The organism is Mediterraneibacter sp. 210702-DFI.3.120 (assembly GCF_020561005.1).
Taxonomy (GTDB): domain Bacteria; phylum Bacillota; class Clostridia; order Lachnospirales; family Lachnospiraceae; genus Mediterraneibacter; species Mediterraneibacter faecis.
This window is the reverse complement of record NZ_JAJCNG010000030.1, coordinates 1-18,768: the sequence shown is the minus strand read 5'-3', so window position 1 is coordinate 18,768 and position 18,768 is coordinate 1. Positions and strand designations below refer to the sequence as shown.

The following is an 18,768-nucleotide window of genomic DNA, read 5'->3' as shown; positions in this document are numbered from 1 at the left end:
TTTGGGGTGTACATTTTGGAAAAAGCGTAATATAATGAAGTCTGAATCAAAAAGAAGGATTAATCCAAAAGACGAGGGTGAGAATTAGAATGTCTGAAAAGAAAGTAGTTAGAAGACGCAAAGTAAGAAGAAAGAAAAAGCAGAAGACAATTGACAAGAAGATCTGGATGATTATCGGTGGTATTATTGCTGGCCTTGTTATTGTTTATCTTGCAATATCAGTCTTTTTTATGAGTCATTTCTATATTAATACGCAGATTAACGGAAAGAACTTTTCTGGTAAGAATGCGGCGGCGGTAGAGAATTATATTAAAAATCAGGTGGCAGATTATAAACTGACAATTGTAGAACAGAATAATATGACAGATGCAATCGAAGGATCGGATATTTCACTTGTATATAAGGAAAATTCAGATATAGAGGATGCACTGAAGAAACAGAATGCATTTTTGTGGCCACAGGCATTTTTCTCAAAAAGTTCAGCTGAAGTCACAATTGAGGTCGGATATGATGAAGCGGCGTTGGAGTCAAAGATTGAATCCGTACAGGCTCTGAATCAGGAGCAGACAGATCCACAGTCTGCTTATCCAAAGTATGATGGGAACAGTTTTGTTGTTGAACCTGAAGTTTATGGTACGAAAGTAGATGTGGATACATTTAAGGCAAAAGTGAAGGATGCGATCACAAACTTCAAGAGTGAATTAAATATGATGGATGAGAAGTGCTATGCTATGCCGAAGTACACTTCAGAGTCTCCGGAAGTTCAGAAAGCCTGTGATGCGATGAATAATTATCTGAAAGCCAGCATCACTTATAAGATGACAAACCAGAATGTGGTTGTAAACAAGGATCTGATTTCAGGCTGGGTAACATATGATGATAATATGAATGCAACGCTTGATGAGTCAAAGGTGAAAGAGTGGCTTCGTGAATTTGGAAAGACTTATGATACGGTAGGAACGACAAGAAGTATTACAACTCCGGGAGGAAAAACAGTAGACGTTTCGGGAGGTACTTACGGCTGGTCAGTTGACGAGGCAGCAGAACTGACTGCACTTGTTGACAGCATTAAGAAAGGCGAGGTTGCTGAGAAAGAACCTGCTTATGCACAGACGGCAGCTACACATGACGCGCAGGATTGGGGAACGACTTATCTGGAAGTAGATATCCCGGCTCAGCACATGTGGTATGTGGTTAACGGAGCTGTACAATTAGAGACAGACGTTGTTACAGGACTTCCTACACCGGAGCGAGAGACACCGACAGGAGTTTATTCGATCCTTGAGATGAAGAGGGATAAAGTTCTTACAGGAACAATAGATCCTTCAACAGGAAAGCCAATTTATCAGACGCCGGTAGCATACTGGATGCGTGTGACCTGGACAGGAGTCGGATTCCACGATGCGACATGGAATCCAAGCTTTGGAGGAAGCCGTTATCAGACGAATGGTTCTCATGGATGTATCAATATGCCATTAGACCAGGCGGCAAGTCTTTACGGAATGCTTAGTACGGGAACACCTGTTATAATACATAATTAAAGGAAATGCAAAGATAAATATAGCCTGCCATAACTATTGGCAGGCTTTGATAGTCTGAAAACCAAAAAGAAAAGAAGAGGAAAAAAGCTTATGTATGAACTTTTAAAGAAGGATGGGCGTGCGAAAAGAGGACGCTTTACAACAGTTCACGGAGTAATTGAAACTCCGGTTTTTATGAATGTTGGAACAGCAGCAGCAATCAAAGGAGCAGTATCTACAGATGATCTGAGAGGGATTAAGACGCAGGTGGAGTTGTCTAATACATATCATCTTCATGTTCGTCCGGGAGATGAAGTTGTGAAGAAACTCGGAGGACTTCATAAATTTATGAACTGGGATAAACCGATTCTGACAGATTCCGGCGGATTTCAGGTATTTTCCCTTGCAAAGTTGAGAAAGATCAAGGAAGAAGGAGTTCATTTTAATTCCCATATTGATGGTCATAAGATATTTATGGGACCGGAACAGAGCATGCAGATTCAGTCTAATCTTGCATCCACGATTGCGATGGCATTTGATGAGTGTCCGTCCAGTGTGGCAGACAGAAAGTATATGACGAATTCTGTAGAGCGTACGACGCGCTGGCTGAAGCGCTGTAAGGATGAGATGGCAAGACTGAATTCTCTGCCGGATACGATCAATCCACATCAGATGCTGTTTGGAATTAATCAGGGTGGAATTTATGAGGATATCCGAATTGCACATGCACAGCAGATCGCAGAACTGAATCTGGATGGTTATGCAGTGGGTGGACTTGCAGTAGGAGAGAGCCACGAAGAGATGTACCGTATTCTTGATGCAGTGGTTCCGCATCTTCCGGAAAACAAGCCGACTTATCTGATGGGTGTTGGTACACCGGCTAATATTCTGGAGGCAGTAGATCGAGGAGTGGATTTCTTTGACTGTGTATATCCGTCAAGAAACGGACGCCATGGGCATGTATATACAAATCATGGAAAGATGAATCTGTTTAATGCCAAATATGAACTGGATGACCGTCCGATCGAGGAAGGATGTAACTGTCCGGCATGTAGAAGCTACAGCAGAGCGTACATCAGACATCTTTTGAAAGCAAAAGAGATGCTCGGAATGCGTCTGTGTGTACTTCATAATCTGTATTTCTATAATACAATGATGGAAGAAATCCGTGATGCGATTGATGCAGGGGAATTCCAGGCATACAAGAAGAGAAAATTGGAAGGCATGGAACAGAAATAGTGTTTCTGATTTAATTTTATAGAAAATGTATAAAAATAAACTTAAATATACATGGAATATTAGAAAAACACTTGAATTAGAAGCTGTTTTTGTGTATAGTAGATTTATTGTCTATTAGTACTTAAAAAGTACTGGACAGATAGGTTTAAGAAATAGTCAGGAGGAAATTTCAATGGGAACAGTAGGTATTATTGTTGTTTATGCTGTTATCCTCGGTGGTATGTGGTTTCTTCTGATGCGTCCTCAGAAAAAGGAGCAGAAGAGAATCCAGGCAATGCTCGCTGATATGGAGATTGGAGATACAGCGCTTACTACAAGTGGATTTTATGGTGTTATCATCGATATTACTGATGATGACGTGATTGTTGAGTTCGGTAATAATAAGAATTGCCGTATTCCTATGCAGAAGGCTGCGATCGCTCAGATTGAGAAGCCAGGTGCTGAATAAGAGGAAAAATGAGACCGGAAGGAGTGTGACTCTTTCTGGTCTTTTACTTTATATAAAAACGTGCCCGAAAAGTACAATTTTCGATAAAATACAGAGCGCCCTCTATTTTTTCACTCGAAATACTTGAAACAGCGAAAAAAATGCGGTATGATAAAAAAAGATTTTTACATTTTGGAAGGATGAGTTAGATATGGAAATGAAAATTGGAGTAATCAAAGGAGATGGAATCGGTCCTGAGATCGTAGATGAGGCAATGAAGGTGCTGGACCAGACAGCGAAAGTTTATGGTCATTCTATTTCCTACACGCAGCTTCTAATGGGAGGAGCATCAATTGATGTGAACGGGGTGCCGCTTACAGAAGAGACTCTTCAGCTGGCAAAGGACAGTGATGCAGTTCTTATGGGTTCCATTGGTGGTGATGCGAAGACTTCTCCATGGTATCAGCTCGAACCATCAAAACGTCCGGAAGCGGGTCTGTTACAGCTTAGAAAGGGACTTAATCTTTTTGCAAACTTAAGGCCGGCAGTTCTCTACGATGAACTGAAAGGTGCGTGTCCATTGAAGAAAGAGATCGCGGACAGAGGATTTGATCTAATGATCATGCGTGAATTGACAGGTGGTCTTTATTTCGGAAAACGAAGCACAGAAGAGATTGATGGTGTCCTTACCGCAAAAGACGAACTTACTTATAATGAAAATGAAATCCGCAGAATTGCAAAACGTGGCTTTGATATTGCAATGAAGAGAAACAAGAAGGTCACAAGTGTTGACAAAGCGAATGTACTTGACTCTTCCAGACTTTGGAGAAAAGTCGTTGAGGAAGTAGCGAAGGACTATCCGGAAGTTACATTAGAACATATGCTTGTTGACAACTGTGCAATGCAGCTTGTGAAGGATCCGGCACAGTTTGACGTTGTCCTGACAGAGAACATGTTTGGAGATATTTTATCCGATGAAGCAAGTATGGTGACAGGTTCTATCGGAATGCTTGCAAGTGCAAGTCTGAACGATACAAAATTCGGTCTGTATGAACCAAGTGGCGGTTCAGCACCGGATATCGCCGGAAAGGGAATCGCAAACCCGATCGCAACAATTCTTTCAGCAGCAATGATGCTGAGATTTTCATTTGATCTTGATAAAGAGGCAGATGCGATTGAAAATGCTGTTGCAGCAGTATTAAAAGACGGATATCGTACAATCGACATTATGTCTGAAGGAAAAGAACAGATCGGAACAGCCCAGATGGGAGATAAGATCTGCGAATATATTAAGTAATTAGCAGTTGTTACAGAAAGAGAGGATTTTAAAATGAGAAGTGATACAGTTAAAAAAGGAATTCAGCAGGCGCCACATCGTTCTCTGTTTAATGCACTGGGACTTACAGAAGAGGAATTAGATCGTCCACTGATCGGTGTTGTAAGTTCTTATAATGAGATTGTACCGGGGCACATGAATCTGGATAAGATCACAGAAGCAGTTAAACTTGGCGTGGCAATGGCCGGAGGAACACCAATCATGGTTCCTGCAATTGCTGTCTGTGATGGTATTGCTATGGGACATATCGGTATGAAATATTCTCTCGTAACAAGAGATTTGATCGCAGATTCTACAGAAGCTCTTGCTATGGCACATCAGTTTGACGGACTTGTAATGATTCCAAACTGTGACAAGAATGTACCGGGACTTCTGATGGCAGCTGCCCGTGTGAATGTACCGACAGTATTTGTAAGCGGCGGACCGATGCTTGCAGGACATGTAAAGGGAAGTAAAACAAGTCTTTCCAGTATGTTTGAGGCAGTAGGTTCTTATGCAGCCGGAAAGATGAATGACGAAGACATTTGCGAATTTGAGAATAAAGCATGTCCGACTTGCGGATCCTGTTCCGGTATGTATACGGCAAACAGTATGAACTGTCTGACAGAGGCTCTTGGTATGGGGCTGAAAGGAAATGGAACAATCCCAGCTGTTTATTCTGCAAGAATCCAGCTTGCAAAGCATGCAGGTATGCAGGTGATGGAGCTTGTAAGAAAGAATATCCGCCCGAGAGATATTATGACAGAAGATGCAATCCTCAATGCACTTACAGTTGATATGGCACTTGGATGCTCTACAAACAGCATGCTTCACCTTCCGGCAATCGCACATGAGATTGGTATGGATTTCGAGATTGATTTTGCAAATGCGATCAGCGAGAAGACTCCAAACCTTTGTCATCTTGCACCGGCAGGTCATACTTATATTGAAGATCTGAACGAAGCAGGCGGAGTTTATGCAGTTATGAATGAGCTGAATAAGAAGGGACTTCTTCACACAGACTGCATGACTGTAACAGGAAAGACAGTAGGAGAGAATATTGCCGGATGTGAGAATAAGAACCCGGAAGTTATCCGTCCAATCGACAACCCATATACTCAGACAGGCGGACTTGCTGTATTGAAAGGAAATCTTGCACCGGACGGAAGTGTTGTAAAACGTTCTGCAGTATGTGATGAGATGCTTGTACATGAAGGACCGGCAAGAATCTTCGAGAGTGATGAAGAAGCGACAGAAGCAATCAAGACAGGAAAGATCAATCCTGGAGATGTTATTGTAATCCGTTACGAGGGACCAAAAGGCGGCCCTGGAATGAGAGAGATGCTCAATCCTACATCTGCGATTGCAGGATACGGACTTGGGTCTACAGTAGCTCTTATCACAGATGGAAGATTCAGTGGAGCATCCAGAGGTGCTTCTATCGGACACGTATCACCGGAGGCAGCAGTTGGCGGACCGATCGCACTGGTAGAAGAGGGAGATATTATCAAGATCAATATTCCGGAACTGAAATTGGAGCTGGATGTATCGGATGAAGAACTGGCAGCAAGAAAAGCAAAATGGCAGCCAAGAGAACCTAAGGTTAAGACAGGATACCTCGCAAGATATGCTTCTATGGTAACATCAGGTAACCGCGGAGCAATTCTCGAAGTACCGAAGGCAAAATAAAATAAAGAACCAGGAGGAGAGTACGTCATGCAGTTAAATGGAGCAGAAATCGTGATCGAATGTCTGAAAGAACAAGGCGTTGACACTGTATTTGGCTATCCGGGTGGAGCAATTTTAAATGTATATGATGAACTTTATAAACACCGCGATGAGATTCGTCACATCCTGACTTCTCATGAGCAGGGGGCAGCACATGCGGCTGACGGATATGCGAGAGCTACAGGAAAAGTGGGGGTCTGCCTTGCAACAAGCGGACCGGGCGCAACAAATCTTGTAACAGGAATCGCAACAGCATATATGGATTCTATACCGATTGTTGCAATTACATGTAATGTCGGTGTCCCATTACTTGGAAAAGACAGTTTTCAGGAGATCGACATTGCTGGAGTAACAATGCCAATTACAAAGTACAGTTATATCGTTAAAGATGTAACAAAGCTTGCAGAAACAATCAGAAAGGCTTTTCGTATTGCTAAGACTGGAAGACCGGGGCCTGTGCTGATCGATATTCCGAAGGATGTTACTGCGAAAGTTACAGAGTATGAGAAGGAATATCCAGGGGTATATGACCGAGAGGTAATCCATTCAGAAGAAGAGGATCTCAAGAAAGCTGTTGAGATGATCAAAGAAGCGCAGAGACCATATATTTTCGTAGGTGGTGGAGCTGTTCTTTCTGAGGCAAGTAAAGAACTTTATGAATTTGCACAGAAGGTAGATGCACCGGTAACAGATTCTCTGATGGGGAAAGGAGCTTTCCCGGGAACTGATGAGAGATATACTGGAATGCTCGGAATGCATGGAACAAAGGCGTCGAACTTTGGAGTAAGTGAATGCGATCTTCTGATCGTAACGGGAGCAAGATTCAGTGACCGTGTAACCGGAAATACTGCAACATTTGCAAAAGATGCGAAGATTCTTCAGATTGACATTGATCCGGCAGAGATGGATAAGAATGTCATGATCGATCTTGGGTTAGTAGGTGATATTAAAGCAGTCCTGAAGAAAATAAATGAGCATCTTCCACAGCAGTCTCATCCGGAATGGATGAATAAGATTAAAGATTACAAGGCGAAATATCCATTAACATATCATAAGGATGTACTTACAGGTCCATTTGCAGTAGAAGAAATTTATCGTCAGACAAATGGAGAAGCAATTATCACAACAGAAGTCGGACAGCATCAGATGTGGGCAGCACAGTATTATAAATATACGAAACCAAGAACACTTTTAACATCAGGTGGTCTTGGAACAATGGGATATGGTCTTGGAGCAGCAATCGGTGCGAAGACAGGATGTCCGGATAAAATTGTTGTAAATATTGCCGGAGACGGATGTTTCCGTATGAATATGAATGAGATCGCAACAGCTGTAAGACATGATGTTCCGATTATCCAGGTTGTAGTTAATAACCATGTACTCGGTATGGTTCGTCAATGGCAGGATCTTTTCTATGATGAAAGATATTCTGCGACAGTTCTCCGTGATGCAGTTGACTATGTGAAGCTTGCAGAAGCGATGGGAGCAGTAGGACTTCGAGCTACAACACAGGAGGAGTTTAAAGAGTGCTTTGCGAAAGCATTGACATGTGGAAAACCGGTTCTGATCGATTGTATGATCGACTGTGATGATAAGGTATGGCCTATGGTTGCGCCGGGAGCACCGATCAGCGAAGCATTTGATGAGCAGGATCTGAAAGCAAAAGAAAACTAAAAATAATAAGTTTCAGCCACATAGTTGTATGGCTGATAAGTAAAGGAATATTTTATTTTTATGTGAGAAAATCTGTGAAAACGGAGTTTCTATAGATACACAATAACAGGAGGTAATTAAAAATGAGTAGAGTGTATAATTTTTCAGCGGGACCGGCGGTTCTGCCAGAAGAAGTACTGAAGGAAGCGGCAGCAGAGATGCTGGACTACAAGGGAACAGGAATGTCTGTTATGGAGATGAGTCATCGTTCCAAAGCTTTCGAGGAAATTATCACAGAAGCTGAGCAGGATCTCAGAGATCTGATGAATATTCCGGATAACTATAAAGTACTGTTTCTTCAGGGTGGAGCGTCACAGCAGTTTGCTATGATCCCTATGAATCTGATGAAGAATAAGGTTGCTGATTACATTGTCACAGGACAGTGGGCTAAGAAAGCAGCTAAGGAAGCAGAAAAATATGGAAAGGTAAATGTTGTTGCATCCTCAGCGGATAAGACATTTTCATACATTCCAGACTGTTCCGATCTTCCGATTTCAGAAGATGCAGACTACGTATATATCTGTGAAAACAACACTATTTACGGAACAAAATTTAAAACACTGCCAAACACAAAAGGAAAAGATCTTGTGGCAGATGTCTCCTCCTGTTTTCTTTCCGAACCTGTAGATGTAACAAAATATGCAATGATTTATGGTGGAGTTCAGAAAAATATCGGACCTGCTGGTGTAGTGATCGCAATCATCCGTGAAGATCTGATCACAGAGGATGTTCTCCCGGGAACACCTACAATGCTTACATATAAGACACATGCAGATGCAAAATCTCTTTATAATACACCACCGGCATACGGAATCTATATCTGTGGTAAAGTCTTCAAATGGCTTAAGAAGATGGGCGGACTTGAAGTAATGAAAGAACGCAACGAAAAGAAAGCAAAAGTTCTTTATGATTTCCTTGATCAGAGCAAACTGTTCAAAGGAACTGTTGTTCCGGAAGATCGTTCTCTTATGAATGTACCATTCGTGACAGGCGATGCAGATCTGGATGCAAAATTCGTTAAGGAAGCAAAAGAAGCTGGATTTGAGAATCTGAAAGGACATAGAACTGTAGGTGGAATGCGTGCCAGCATTTACAACGCAATGCCATATGAGGGTGTTGTTGCACTTGTAGACTTTATGAAGAAATTTGAAGAGGAGAATCTGTAAGATGTTTAAATATCATTGCCTGAATCCAATTTCTGCCGTTGGCATGAATAAGTTGGATGAAAATTATGTAAAGACAGAAAATGCGGATGAAGCTGACGTGATTCTTGTCCGCAGTGCAAAAATGCATGAGATGGAATTCGGAAAGAACCTGAAAGCAATCGCTCGTGCGGGAGCCGGAGTGAATAATATTCCGCTTGATAAATGTGCAGAGGAAGGAATTGTTGTATTCAATACACCTGGAGCAAATGCGAATGGTGTAAAAGAACTTGTGATTGCAGGAATGCTTCTCGCAGCCAGAGATGTCGTTGGTGGAATTCAGTGGGTACAGGAATTCGAGGAAGATGGAGATATCGCAAAGATTGCTGAGAAGAAGAAAAAAGCATTTGCAGGAACAGAGCTTTCCGGAAAGAAACTTGGTGTGATCGGACTTGGAGCAATCGGAGTTCTTGTTGCGAATGTAGCAACACATCTTGGAATGGAAGTTTATGGATATGATCCATATGTTTCCGTAGATTCTGCATGGAGACTTTCCAGAAGTATCCATCACGCAACAACAGTAGATGAAATCTATAAAGAGTGCGATTATATCACGATCCATGTACCTGCACTTGACAGTACAAAGGGAATGATTGACAAGAATGCAATCAGTCTGATGAAAGAGGGCGTTGTAATTCTGAACTTCGCCAGAGATGTTCTTGTAAATCAGGAAGATATCGTTGATGCACTTGTAGCAGGTAAAGTACACCGTTATGTAACAGATTTCCCAACAAAGGAAATTGTAGGTGTAAAAGGCGCAATTGTAATTCCGCATCTTGGAGCATCTACAGAAGAGTCAGAAGACAACTGTGCACAGATGGCTGTTGCTGAGATCCGTGATTTCCTTGAGAACGGAAATATCACACATTCCGTTAATTATCCGGATTGTAACGTGGGAGTAAAAGCTGGCGGAGACAGAATTACAATTCTTCACCGTAATGTGCCGAATATGATCGGTCAGTTTACAACACTTCTTGCACAGGAGAATCAGAATATCGCACTTATGACAAATAAGAGCAAGAAAGAGTATGCATACACAGTAATTGATGTAGACGGAAGCGTATCTGATGATGTTGTAAACAAACTGGAATCAATCGCAGATGTACTTGGTGTACGTGTGATCAAATAAAAAATAAATGAAGTGTAATTTGGCTAAGCTGATTTTGAAAGCTAATTTATAACGAAAAGAACAGGGTGGTTTTTCTATGTGAGAGACCACCTTTTTGTATACAATAAGTTGATAAATAAGATATGGTACAAAGCATATAAAAATGAACAGATAGTATGGAGAAGTATTATGCAAAAATGGATACATTTTAATACAATGATATCGGCATGAAATCATCTTGACAATATTTGTATAATCGTATACAATCATACAAAAAGAGAATAGGAGGAAATCATGGAAGAATATCAGGACCGTTCTCTGGGAGGACGTGTTTTTAAGAGACTCCGTGAAGATATCCTCAAAGGCAGATACAAACAACAGGATGAACTCAGAGAGGCTACCATCGGGAAAGAACTCGGGGTCAGCAGAACTCCAGTAAGGGAAGCGTTAAGACAGCTTGAATTAGAAGGTCTTGTGACGATTGTACCGAATAAAGGTGCTTATGTTACCGGAATCAGCCAGAAGGATATCTGGGATATCTATCAGATGCGTAAGTATCTGGAAGGAATGTGCGCCAGATGGGCGGCGGAACATATTACAGAAGACCAGTTAGAAGAATTAGAAGAGACTATTTTACTTTCAGAATTTCAGATGAAGAAAGAAAATGGATACAATAAAGAACAAGTAACAGGATTAGACGGAAGATTTCATACGATATTATATGAGGCTTCCGGAAGCAGGATGCTGTGTCATGTTCTTACAGATTTTCACCGATATGTTCAAATGGCAAGGAAGTCCTCGATCAATGTGAAGGCAAGAGCCGAGAAGTCAATTGAGGAGCATAAAGCAATTCTTCAGGCAATCAGGGACAGAAACCCGGATCTGGCAGAACAGCTTGCAAAGGAACATATTGTTCATGTCATGCAGAACCTAAAGAAAATAGAAGAAAAACATAATCAGGAGGAAGCAAAAGATGGAAAAAATTAAGATGACAACACCACTGGTAGAGATGGATGGAGATGAGATGACAAGAATTCTCTGGAAGATGATCAAGGATAATCTTCTTGAGCCATATATTGATCTCAAGACAGAATATTATGATCTTGGCCTGGAACACAGAAACGAGACAGATGACCAGGTAACAGTTGATTCCGCACTCGCAACAAAGAAATACAAAGTTGCCGTAAAATGTGCAACAATCACTCCGAATGCAGCACGTATGGATGAGTATGATCTGAAAGAAATGTGGAAGAGCCCGAACGGAACAATCCGTGCGATCCTTGATGGAACAGTGTTCCGCGCTCCAATCGTTGTAAAAGGAATTGAGCCATGTGTAAAGAACTGGAAGAAACCAATTACAATTGCAAGACATGCTTATGGAGATGTATATAAAGGATCCGAGATGAAGATTCCGGGGGCGGGAAAGGTTGAACTTGTATACACAGCAGAAGATGGAAGCCAGACAAAAGAACTGGTTCATGAGTTTGACGGACCGGGAATCGTACAGGGAATGCATAATATCAATAAATCCATCGAAAGCTTTGCAAGAAGCTGCTTTTCTTACGCTTTGGATACAAAACAGGATCTGTGGTTTGCAACAAAGGATACAATTTCTAAGAAATATGATCATACATTCAAAGATATCTTCCAGGAAATCTTTGATGCAGAATATGCTGATCAGTTCAAAGAGGCAGGAATTGAGTATTTCTACACACTGATCGATGATGCTGTTGCCCGTGTTATGAAATCAGAAGGTGGATATATCTGGGCATGTAAGAACTACGATGGAGATGTAATGAGCGACATGGTATCTTCCGCATTCGGTTCACTTGCTATGATGACATCCGTACTTGTTTCTCCGGACGGATATTATGAATATGAAGCTGCTCATGGAACTGTACAGCGTCACTATTATAAGCACCTGAAAGGTGAAGAGACATCTACAAACTCAGTTGCAACAATCTTCGCATGGACAGGAGCTCTCAGAAAACGCGGCGAGCTGGATGGAAACAAAGATCTGATGGACTTCGCAGATAAACTTGAGAAAGCAACAATCGACACAATCGAAGCAGGAGAGATGACAAAAGACCTCGCTTTGATCACAACGATCGAGAATCCGACAGTACTCAATAGTGAGGAGTTTATTAAAGCAATAGCGAAGAGACTGTAATTTATCGAGGGAATTTATACAATGGGCTAAGTTTTTGACAGAATGGTCGCAAGAATGGGTCTACTATTGCCAGGGGCACCGGCCCACTCTACCTCATCCCTTTGAAAGTATGTAACATAAGAGCCAGAACAGTTACCGTGTGTGGTGCCTGTTCTGGCTCTTATTAACATACTGAACAAAGTGTATTCGGAACGCTCCTGCCTTACATGTGTCCCTGGCAACAGTAGACCCGTTCTTGCTTGCGTAGTTCAAAATTAAACTTTCTCCTACAAATACAAAATTCACTCGAAAATACAGAAACTAAAATCAAAAGATCAAGAAATCTTCATCGACAAAGCTCCACCTTCTCCCGGCTGTTAATTCTGTATTTGTCTTCTGGATTCGTTTTGTTTGGGATAAAAACTTCTTCTTTAGATAACGTAGCGGAGGCACGTTTTATGGTTGCTTCATCCACGATTAAGGCATAAGAGCGGTTCCGAATACACTTCGTTCTGTCTGTTAGCTTGGGACAGACACAAACCACACACGGTGAGTGCTCTGTTCCAAGCGTTACAGACATTCGAAGGGATGAGGTGGAGCGGGCCGTGTGGATGAAGCAACCATAGAACGCGCTTCTGCGGATGTTAGTGCAAAAGTGGAAACTTTATTCGGAACAGAAGAATCCAAGCTCGACAAAAACAATGTCCTGTGAAAAAAATGTCAATTTGCGGAAAATATGAATTGAAATTTTAATCGTCCTAGTATATAATACAATAGGCAGAAATTTTGGTTTATTTTAAAATTATTTTATAAGTATGGAGGGCTAAAATATGAGCTACAATGCAACAGAAAACTCAGCAAGCAGACGAATTGCCACACTGCTTGATGAGGGAAGCTTTGTTGAAATTGGCGGAGCTGTTACAGCTAGAAGCACAACTTTCAACTTGCAGGAGAAGGCAGCTCCTTCTGACGGTGTTATCACTGGATATGGAGTGATTGACGGTAACCTGGTTTATGTATACAGCCAGGATGCTGACGTTTTGGGTGGAGCACTCGGAGAGATGCATGCGAAGAAGATCGCAAGAATCTATGATATGGCTATGAAGATGGGAGCACCGGTGATTGGACTGATCGACTGTGCAGGTCTCAGACTTCAGGAAGCTACAGATGCACTTGAGGCATTTGGAAGCCTTTATCACAAACAGGCACTTGCATCAGGTGTGATTCCGCAGGTTACAGCAATCTTTGGAATGTGCGGCGGCGGTCTTGCAGTTGTTCCGGGGCTTACAGATTTCACATTTATGGAAGCAAAAGACGGAAAACTTTTCGTTAATTCTCCAAACGCACTGGAAGGAAATGAGATTTCCAAGTGTAACACAGCAAGCGCTGACTACCAGAGCAAGACAGCAGGTCTTGTAGACGGAATCGGTGCAGAGGCAGAGATCCTCGGACAGATCCGTGATCTTGTATGTATGCTTCCGGCAAACAACGAAGATGATATGTCTTATGAGGAATGCACAGATGACCTGAACCGTATCTGCGCAGACATTGCTAACGCATCAGAAGATACAGCAATCGCACTGGCACAGATTGCTGACAATCAGATTCTTGTTGAGACAAAGAAAGATTACGCAAAAGAGATGGTTACAGGATTTATCCGCCTGAACGGAATGACAGTTGGTGTTGTTGCAAACCGCTCTAAAGTATACAATGCAGAAGCTGAAGTAGAGGCTGAGTTCGACAGCGTTCTTACAGTAGACGGATGCAAGAAAGCAACAGATTTTGTAAACTTCTGTGATGCATTCTCAATCCCGGTTCTTACACTGACAAATGTAACAGGATTTGCTGCTACAGTAGAGTCAGAGAAGAACATGGCAAGCGCAGTTGCAAAACTGACATATGCATTTGCTAACGCTACAGTACCGAAGGTAAATGTAATCGTTGGTAAGGCATTCGGAAGTGCTTACGTTTCTATGAACAGTAAGTCAATTGGTGCAGATCTTGTTTATGCATGGCCAACAGCAGAGATCGGAATGATGGATGCGAAGCTTGCAGCACAGATCATGTACGCAGACGCAGATGCTGAGACTCTTAATGAGAAAGCAGCTGAATACAAAGAACTTCAGTCAAGCCCGAATTCAGCAGCAGCAAGAGGATATGTTGATGCGATCATCGAGCCGGCAGATACAAGAAAATATGTGATCGGAGCATTTGAGATGCTGTTCACAAAGAGAGAGGACCGTCCGGCTAAGAAACACGGAACGGTTTAGTGAGGTGAGGCGAAGTGAAGAAAAAAATCAGTTTATTAGGACTTATCCTCATTCTCGTTCTTAGCTTCACAGGATGTGGTAAGTCTGAGACAACAGAATATGATCAGGCAACATTAGAACAGTATGCTGAGTTTGTTGTTCAGAATTTCGAAGCGATGACAACAGAGCAGCTTGACAGCTTTTCTGATATGCGTGATCTTCAGCTTGACACACAGCTTATGAATGCAGGACTTCCGGTTGATGGAGAGGACTTCCTTACAATGATCAGCTCCTGGGAAGCAGCAGAAGAAGAGTGCGGTGCTTATGTTGAACATGGCGACTGGACAATGGAAGTAAAGAACGATGGAGTTTCACTCACATCTGAAGCAAAATATGAAAACAGAGATGCAGACATCGTCTTCAGTTTTGACGAAAAGGGCAACATGGAGAGTATGGATGTTTCTGCTCATTATTCAACAGGAGAAATCCTTGAGAAAGCCGGTTTGAATACGGTACTTGGTATGGGAACTGTATTCGTTGTATTGATTTTCATTTCATTCATTATTTATCTGCTTGGATACATTCCGAAACTTCAGGAGAAGTTGGCAAATAAAGATAAGAAAGTGGAAGAGAAGAAGGAAGCACCTGTACAGGCAGCTCCGGCACCGGTAGCTGCAGCAGAAGATGATGCAGAACTTGTAGCAGTAATCGCAGCAGCAATTGCAGCAGCAGAGGGAACTTCTACAGATGGATTTGTTGTTCGTTCTATTAAGAGAAGAAAATCAAACAGATGGAATTAATCAGGAGGATAATTAGATGAAAAACTATACAATCACAGTAAACGGAAATGTATATGATGTAACAGTAGAAGAGAATGGTGCAGGCGCACCGGCAGCAGCACCGGTTGCAGCACCTAGAGCAGCAGCACCGGCAGCTCCGGCAGCAGCACCGAAAGCGGCAGCAGGCGCTGGAAGCATCCAGGTAAAAGCTGGAGCAGCAGGTAAAGTATTCCAGGTTCCTACATCTGTTGGACAGAAGGTAGAGGCTGGAGATACAGTTATTATCATTGAAGCAATGAAGATGGAGATCCCAGTTGTTGCCCCAGAGGCAGGAACTATTGCCAGCATTGATGTGGCAGTAGGTGATGCTGTTGAATCAGGAGCTGTACTTGCTACATTAAACTAGTAACTGAACCAGGAGGTTTTTACAAATGGAATATATTTCAAATACATTGGGAAACCTCGTAGAACAGACAGCGTTCATGAATCTTACATTTGGTAACCTGATCATGATTGCTGTTGCCTGCGTGTTTCTCTATCTGGCAATTCGCCACGAATTTGAGCCACTGCTTCTTGTTCCAATTGCCTTTGGTATGTTGCTTGTAAATATCTATCCGGATATTATGCTTCATGCTGAGGATGCAGCGAACGGAACTGGTGGACTTCTGTATTACTTTTATCAGCTTGACGAGTGGTCCATCCTTCCTTCTCTGATCTTCCTTGGAGTTGGAGCGATGACAGACTTTGGTCCGCTGATCGCAAACCCGAAGAGTTTCCTGCTTGGTGCAGCAGCTCAGTTCGGTATTTTCGCAGCTTATCTTGGAGCTATGGCTCTTGGATTTTCAGACAAAGCAGCAGCTGCTATCTCCATCATCGGTGGAGCTGACGGCCCGACATCTATCTTCCTTGCAGGTAAACTGCAGCAGACAGCTATCATGGGACCGATCGCCGTAGCAGCATACTCCTATATGTCACTTGTGCCGATCATCCAGCCACCGATCATGAAACTTCTCACAACAGAGAAGGAAAGAAAGATCAAGATGGATCAGCTTCGCCCGGTTTCTAAGCTTGAGAGAATCCTCTTCCCGGTTATCGTTACAATCGTTGTATGTGTGATTCTTCCTACAACAGCTCCACTTGTTGGTATGTTGATGCTTGGTAACCTGTTCAAAGAGTGTGGAGTTGTAAGACAGCTGACAGAGACAGCTTCCAATGCCCTGATGTACATCGTAGTTATTCTTCTTGGTACATCTGTAGGTGCTACAACAAGTGCTGAAGCATTCCTGAACTGGAATACAATCAAGATCGTTATCCTTGGTCTTATAGCATTTGCATTCGGTACAGCTGCCGGAGTTCTCTTCGGTAAGTTAATGTGTGTCCTTACACATGGTAAGGTTAACCCGCTGATTGGTTCCGCTGGTGTATCTGCGGTTCCTATGGCAGCCCGTGTATCTCAGAAGGTTGGTGCTGAGGCAGATCCTACAAACTTCCTTCTTATGCATGCAATGGGACCGAACGTTGCCGGAGTTATCGGTACTGCAGTAGCAGCCGGAACATTTATGGCTATTTTCGGCGTTAAGTAAATTAGGAGGATAAATAAATGGCAGAAATTGAAAAAAAACCAGTTAAAATAGTAGAAACTATTCTGCGTGATGCACATCAGTCTCTGATTGCTACCAGAATGACAACAGAGCAGATGATGCCAATCGTTGAGAAGATGGACAAGGTTGGATATCATGCTGTAGAGTGCTGGGGTGGAGCAACATTCGATGCTTCCCTCCGTTTCCTGAAAGAAGATCCATGGGAGAGACTTAGAAAGTTCCGTGATGGATTCAAGAATACAAAACTTCAGATGCTGTTCCGTGGACAGAATATCCTTGGATACCGTCCATACGCTGATGATGTTGTAGAGTATTTCGTACAGAAATCTGTGGCAAACGGAATCGATATCATTCGTATTTTCGACTGCCTCAATGACATGAGAAACCTTCAGACAGCTGTAAAAGCTGCGAACAAAGAGAAGGCTCATGCACAGGTTGCAATGTCTTATACACTCGGTGATGCTTACACAATGGAGTACTGGGTAGACCTTGCGAAGAGAATCGAAGATATGGGTGCAAGCTCAATCTGTGTTAAGGATATGGCAGGACTTCTTGTTCCATATAAGACAACAGAGCTTGTTGGTGCATTGAAAGATGCAGTAAATATCCCGATTGAGATGCATACACACTACACATCAGGTGTTGCTTCTATGACATACATGAAAGCTGTAGAGGCAGGAGCTGATATCATCGATACAGCAATGTCTCCATTCGCACTTGGAACATCTCAGCCGGCTACAGAAGTTATGGTTGAGACATTCAAGGGAACACCATACGATACAGGACTTGATCAGAGTCTCCTTGCAGAGATCGCTGATTACTTCCGTCCAATCCGTGACGATGCTCTTGAGAGCGGACTGCTCAATCCGAAGAACCTTGGTGTTAATATCAAGACTCTTCTGTATCAGGTACCGGGAGGAATGCTTTCCAACCTGACATCCCAGCTGAAAGAGCAGGGAGCAGAAGATAAGTTCTACGAAGTACTTGAAGAGGTACCGCGTGTACGTAAAGATCTTGGTGAGCCACCGCTTGTTACACCATCTTCACAGATCGTTGGAACACAGGCTGTATTCAACGTACTGATGGGTGAGCGTTATAAGATGATCACAAAAGAGACAAAGGATGTGCTTGCAGGTAAATACGGTAAGACAACAAAACCGGTTGATCCAGAACTTCAGAAGAAGGCTCTTGGAGATGAAGAACCGATCACTTGCCGTCCGGCAGATCTTATCCCGGATGAGCTTGATACACTTCGTAAAGAGTGTGCACAGTGGATCCAGCAGGATGAGGATGTACTGACATATGCACTGTTCCCACAGGTTGCTGTTGACTTCTTCAAATACAGACAGGCTCAGCAGACAAAAGTAGATGCTACAGTAGCAGATACAGAGAACGGATCTTATCCGGTATAATCCTGACTGATTTAGTTAGATTATGAATTGAATAGAAAGACCAGAAGATAACAGATTAAAAGATTTGTGTTTTCTGGTCTTTTTCATTTGTAAGAAAATTTATTTGGTGGTATCATAGGTAAGTGGCTATAGATATTATTCTGAACAGCAGGAACTTGTTGAAGATCTGGTTCAAATAATCACAGTATTCAGTTGCAAATTACAAGGAAAACGAGCGAACAAAGCTAAGAAACTTATCCGAGAATTGATGCAGGAGGAAACAGATGGTAAAAGCCATAAAAGTAATGTTGATACCAAACAACGTACAGAAAACTAAGATGTTTCAG

Annotated in this window: 15 protein-coding genes and 1 pseudogene; all 16 read left to right on the top strand. The window is 42.4% G+C overall.

The annotated features are described in order from the left end of the window. The first annotated feature begins 89 nt into the window (after positions 1-89). On the top strand, positions 90-1,541 hold the full coding sequence (locus tag LI162_RS13505) for a L,D-transpeptidase family protein (protein WP_227156807.1): 1,452 nt from the start codon (positions 90-92) through the stop codon (positions 1,539-1,541). A 90-nt stretch (positions 1,542-1,631) separates the two neighbouring features. Continuing rightward, the gene (gene tgt / locus LI162_RS13500) at positions 1,632-2,759 is read left to right on the top strand and encodes a tRNA guanosine(34) transglycosylase Tgt (RefSeq protein WP_055145881.1); all 1,128 of its coding nucleotides are present in this window, start codon (positions 1,632-1,634) and stop codon (positions 2,757-2,759) included. A gap of 172 nt (positions 2,760-2,931) precedes the next feature. Continuing rightward, positions 2,932-3,207: a preprotein translocase subunit YajC gene (yajC, locus tag LI162_RS13495; protein ID WP_015529127.1), complete on the top strand. Its 276-nt coding sequence runs from the start codon at positions 2,932-2,934 to the stop codon at positions 3,205-3,207. A gap of 190 nt (positions 3,208-3,397) precedes the next feature. Next, entirely contained in the window at positions 3,398-4,483 is a 1,086-nt protein-coding gene (leuB, locus tag LI162_RS13490; protein ID WP_015529128.1) for a 3-isopropylmalate dehydrogenase, read from the top strand. Between the two features lie 33 nt (positions 4,484-4,516). Continuing rightward, a complete protein-coding gene (gene ilvD / locus LI162_RS13485) occupies positions 4,517-6,190 on the top strand; it encodes a dihydroxy-acid dehydratase (protein ID WP_020436151.1) in 1,674 nt (557 codons plus the stop codon). 27 nt (positions 6,191-6,217) lie between these two features. Further along, positions 6,218-7,903 carry a biosynthetic-type acetolactate synthase large subunit gene (gene ilvB, locus LI162_RS13480; RefSeq protein WP_226865925.1) on the top strand — a complete coding sequence of 562 codons (1,686 nt, stop codon included), beginning with the start codon at positions 6,218-6,220 and terminating at the stop codon, positions 7,901-7,903. 122 nt (positions 7,904-8,025) lie between these two features. Then, a complete protein-coding gene (gene serC, locus LI162_RS13475) occupies positions 8,026-9,108 on the top strand; it encodes a 3-phosphoserine/phosphohydroxythreonine transaminase (protein ID WP_020436149.1) in 1,083 nt (360 codons plus the stop codon). A 1-nt stretch (position 9,109) separates the two neighbouring features. Continuing rightward, positions 9,110-10,273, top strand: a complete 1,164-nt coding sequence (locus LI162_RS13470; protein ID WP_227156806.1) for a phosphoglycerate dehydrogenase — start codon at positions 9,110-9,112, stop codon at positions 10,271-10,273. Positions 10,274-10,546: 273 nt separating this feature from the next. After that, positions 10,547-11,239 carry a GntR family transcriptional regulator gene (locus tag LI162_RS13465; protein ID WP_055145593.1) on the top strand — a complete coding sequence of 231 codons (693 nt, stop codon included), beginning with the start codon at positions 10,547-10,549 and terminating at the stop codon, positions 11,237-11,239. After that, entirely contained in the window at positions 11,226-12,422 is a 1,197-nt protein-coding gene (locus tag LI162_RS13460; RefSeq protein ID WP_020436146.1) for an NADP-dependent isocitrate dehydrogenase, read from the top strand. The genes LI162_RS13465 and LI162_RS13460 overlap by 14 nt, the downstream gene beginning before the upstream one ends. Positions 12,423-13,231: 809 nt before the next feature. Then, complete coding sequence (locus LI162_RS13455) at positions 13,232-14,671, top strand: acyl-CoA carboxylase subunit beta (protein ID WP_020436145.1); 1,440 nt, start codon at positions 13,232-13,234, stop codon at positions 14,669-14,671. A gap of 14 nt (positions 14,672-14,685) precedes the next feature. Continuing rightward, positions 14,686-15,450: an OadG family transporter subunit gene (locus tag LI162_RS13450; protein WP_055145588.1), complete on the top strand. Its 765-nt coding sequence runs from the start codon at positions 14,686-14,688 to the stop codon at positions 15,448-15,450. A 16-nt stretch (positions 15,451-15,466) separates the two neighbouring features. After that, positions 15,467-15,835, top strand: coding sequence for a biotin/lipoyl-containing protein (locus LI162_RS13445; RefSeq protein ID WP_015529137.1), 369 nt, complete (start codon positions 15,467-15,469; stop codon positions 15,833-15,835). A 25-nt stretch (positions 15,836-15,860) separates the two neighbouring features. Beyond that, positions 15,861-17,012 carry a sodium ion-translocating decarboxylase subunit beta gene (locus LI162_RS13440; RefSeq protein ID WP_015529138.1) on the top strand — a complete coding sequence of 384 codons (1,152 nt, stop codon included), beginning with the start codon at positions 15,861-15,863 and terminating at the stop codon, positions 17,010-17,012. A 17-nt stretch (positions 17,013-17,029) separates the two neighbouring features. Then, positions 17,030-18,442 (top strand): oxaloacetate decarboxylase subunit alpha, encoded by a 1,413-nt coding sequence (locus LI162_RS13435; protein WP_015529139.1) that lies wholly within the window; start codon positions 17,030-17,032, stop codon positions 18,440-18,442. Between the two features lie 139 nt (positions 18,443-18,581). Then, a pseudogene (locus LI162_RS15945) lies at positions 18,582-18,758 on the top strand (IS607 family transposase); the annotation flags it as partial. Positions 18,759-18,768: the final 10 nt, after the last annotated feature.

Excerpts from the sequence above, each read along its gene's own strand:
- LI162_RS13505 (WP_227156807.1), top strand. The coding sequence starts at position 90 with ATGTCTGAAAAGAAAGTAGTTAGAAGACGCAAAGTAAGAAGAAAGAAA.
- tgt (WP_055145881.1), top strand. The coding sequence starts at position 1,632 with ATGTATGAACTTTTAAAGAAGGATGGGCGTGCGAAAAGAGGACGCTTT.
- yajC (WP_015529127.1), top strand. The coding sequence starts at position 2,932 with ATGGGAACAGTAGGTATTATTGTTGTTTATGCTGTTATCCTCGGTGGT.
- leuB (WP_015529128.1), top strand. The coding sequence starts at position 3,398 with ATGGAAATGAAAATTGGAGTAATCAAAGGAGATGGAATCGGTCCTGAG.
- ilvD (WP_020436151.1), top strand. The coding sequence starts at position 4,517 with ATGAGAAGTGATACAGTTAAAAAAGGAATTCAGCAGGCGCCACATCGT.
- ilvB (WP_226865925.1), top strand. The coding sequence starts at position 6,218 with ATGCAGTTAAATGGAGCAGAAATCGTGATCGAATGTCTGAAAGAACAA.
- serC (WP_020436149.1), top strand. The coding sequence starts at position 8,026 with ATGAGTAGAGTGTATAATTTTTCAGCGGGACCGGCGGTTCTGCCAGAA.
- LI162_RS13470 (WP_227156806.1), top strand. The coding sequence starts at position 9,110 with ATGTTTAAATATCATTGCCTGAATCCAATTTCTGCCGTTGGCATGAAT.
- LI162_RS13465 (WP_055145593.1), top strand. The coding sequence starts at position 10,547 with ATGGAAGAATATCAGGACCGTTCTCTGGGAGGACGTGTTTTTAAGAGA.
- LI162_RS13460 (WP_020436146.1), top strand. The coding sequence starts at position 11,226 with ATGGAAAAAATTAAGATGACAACACCACTGGTAGAGATGGATGGAGAT.
- LI162_RS13455 (WP_020436145.1), top strand. The coding sequence starts at position 13,232 with ATGAGCTACAATGCAACAGAAAACTCAGCAAGCAGACGAATTGCCACA.
- LI162_RS13445 (WP_015529137.1), top strand. The coding sequence starts at position 15,467 with ATGAAAAACTATACAATCACAGTAAACGGAAATGTATATGATGTAACA.
- LI162_RS13440 (WP_015529138.1), top strand. The coding sequence starts at position 15,861 with ATGGAATATATTTCAAATACATTGGGAAACCTCGTAGAACAGACAGCG.
- LI162_RS13435 (WP_015529139.1), top strand. The coding sequence starts at position 17,030 with ATGGCAGAAATTGAAAAAAAACCAGTTAAAATAGTAGAAACTATTCTG.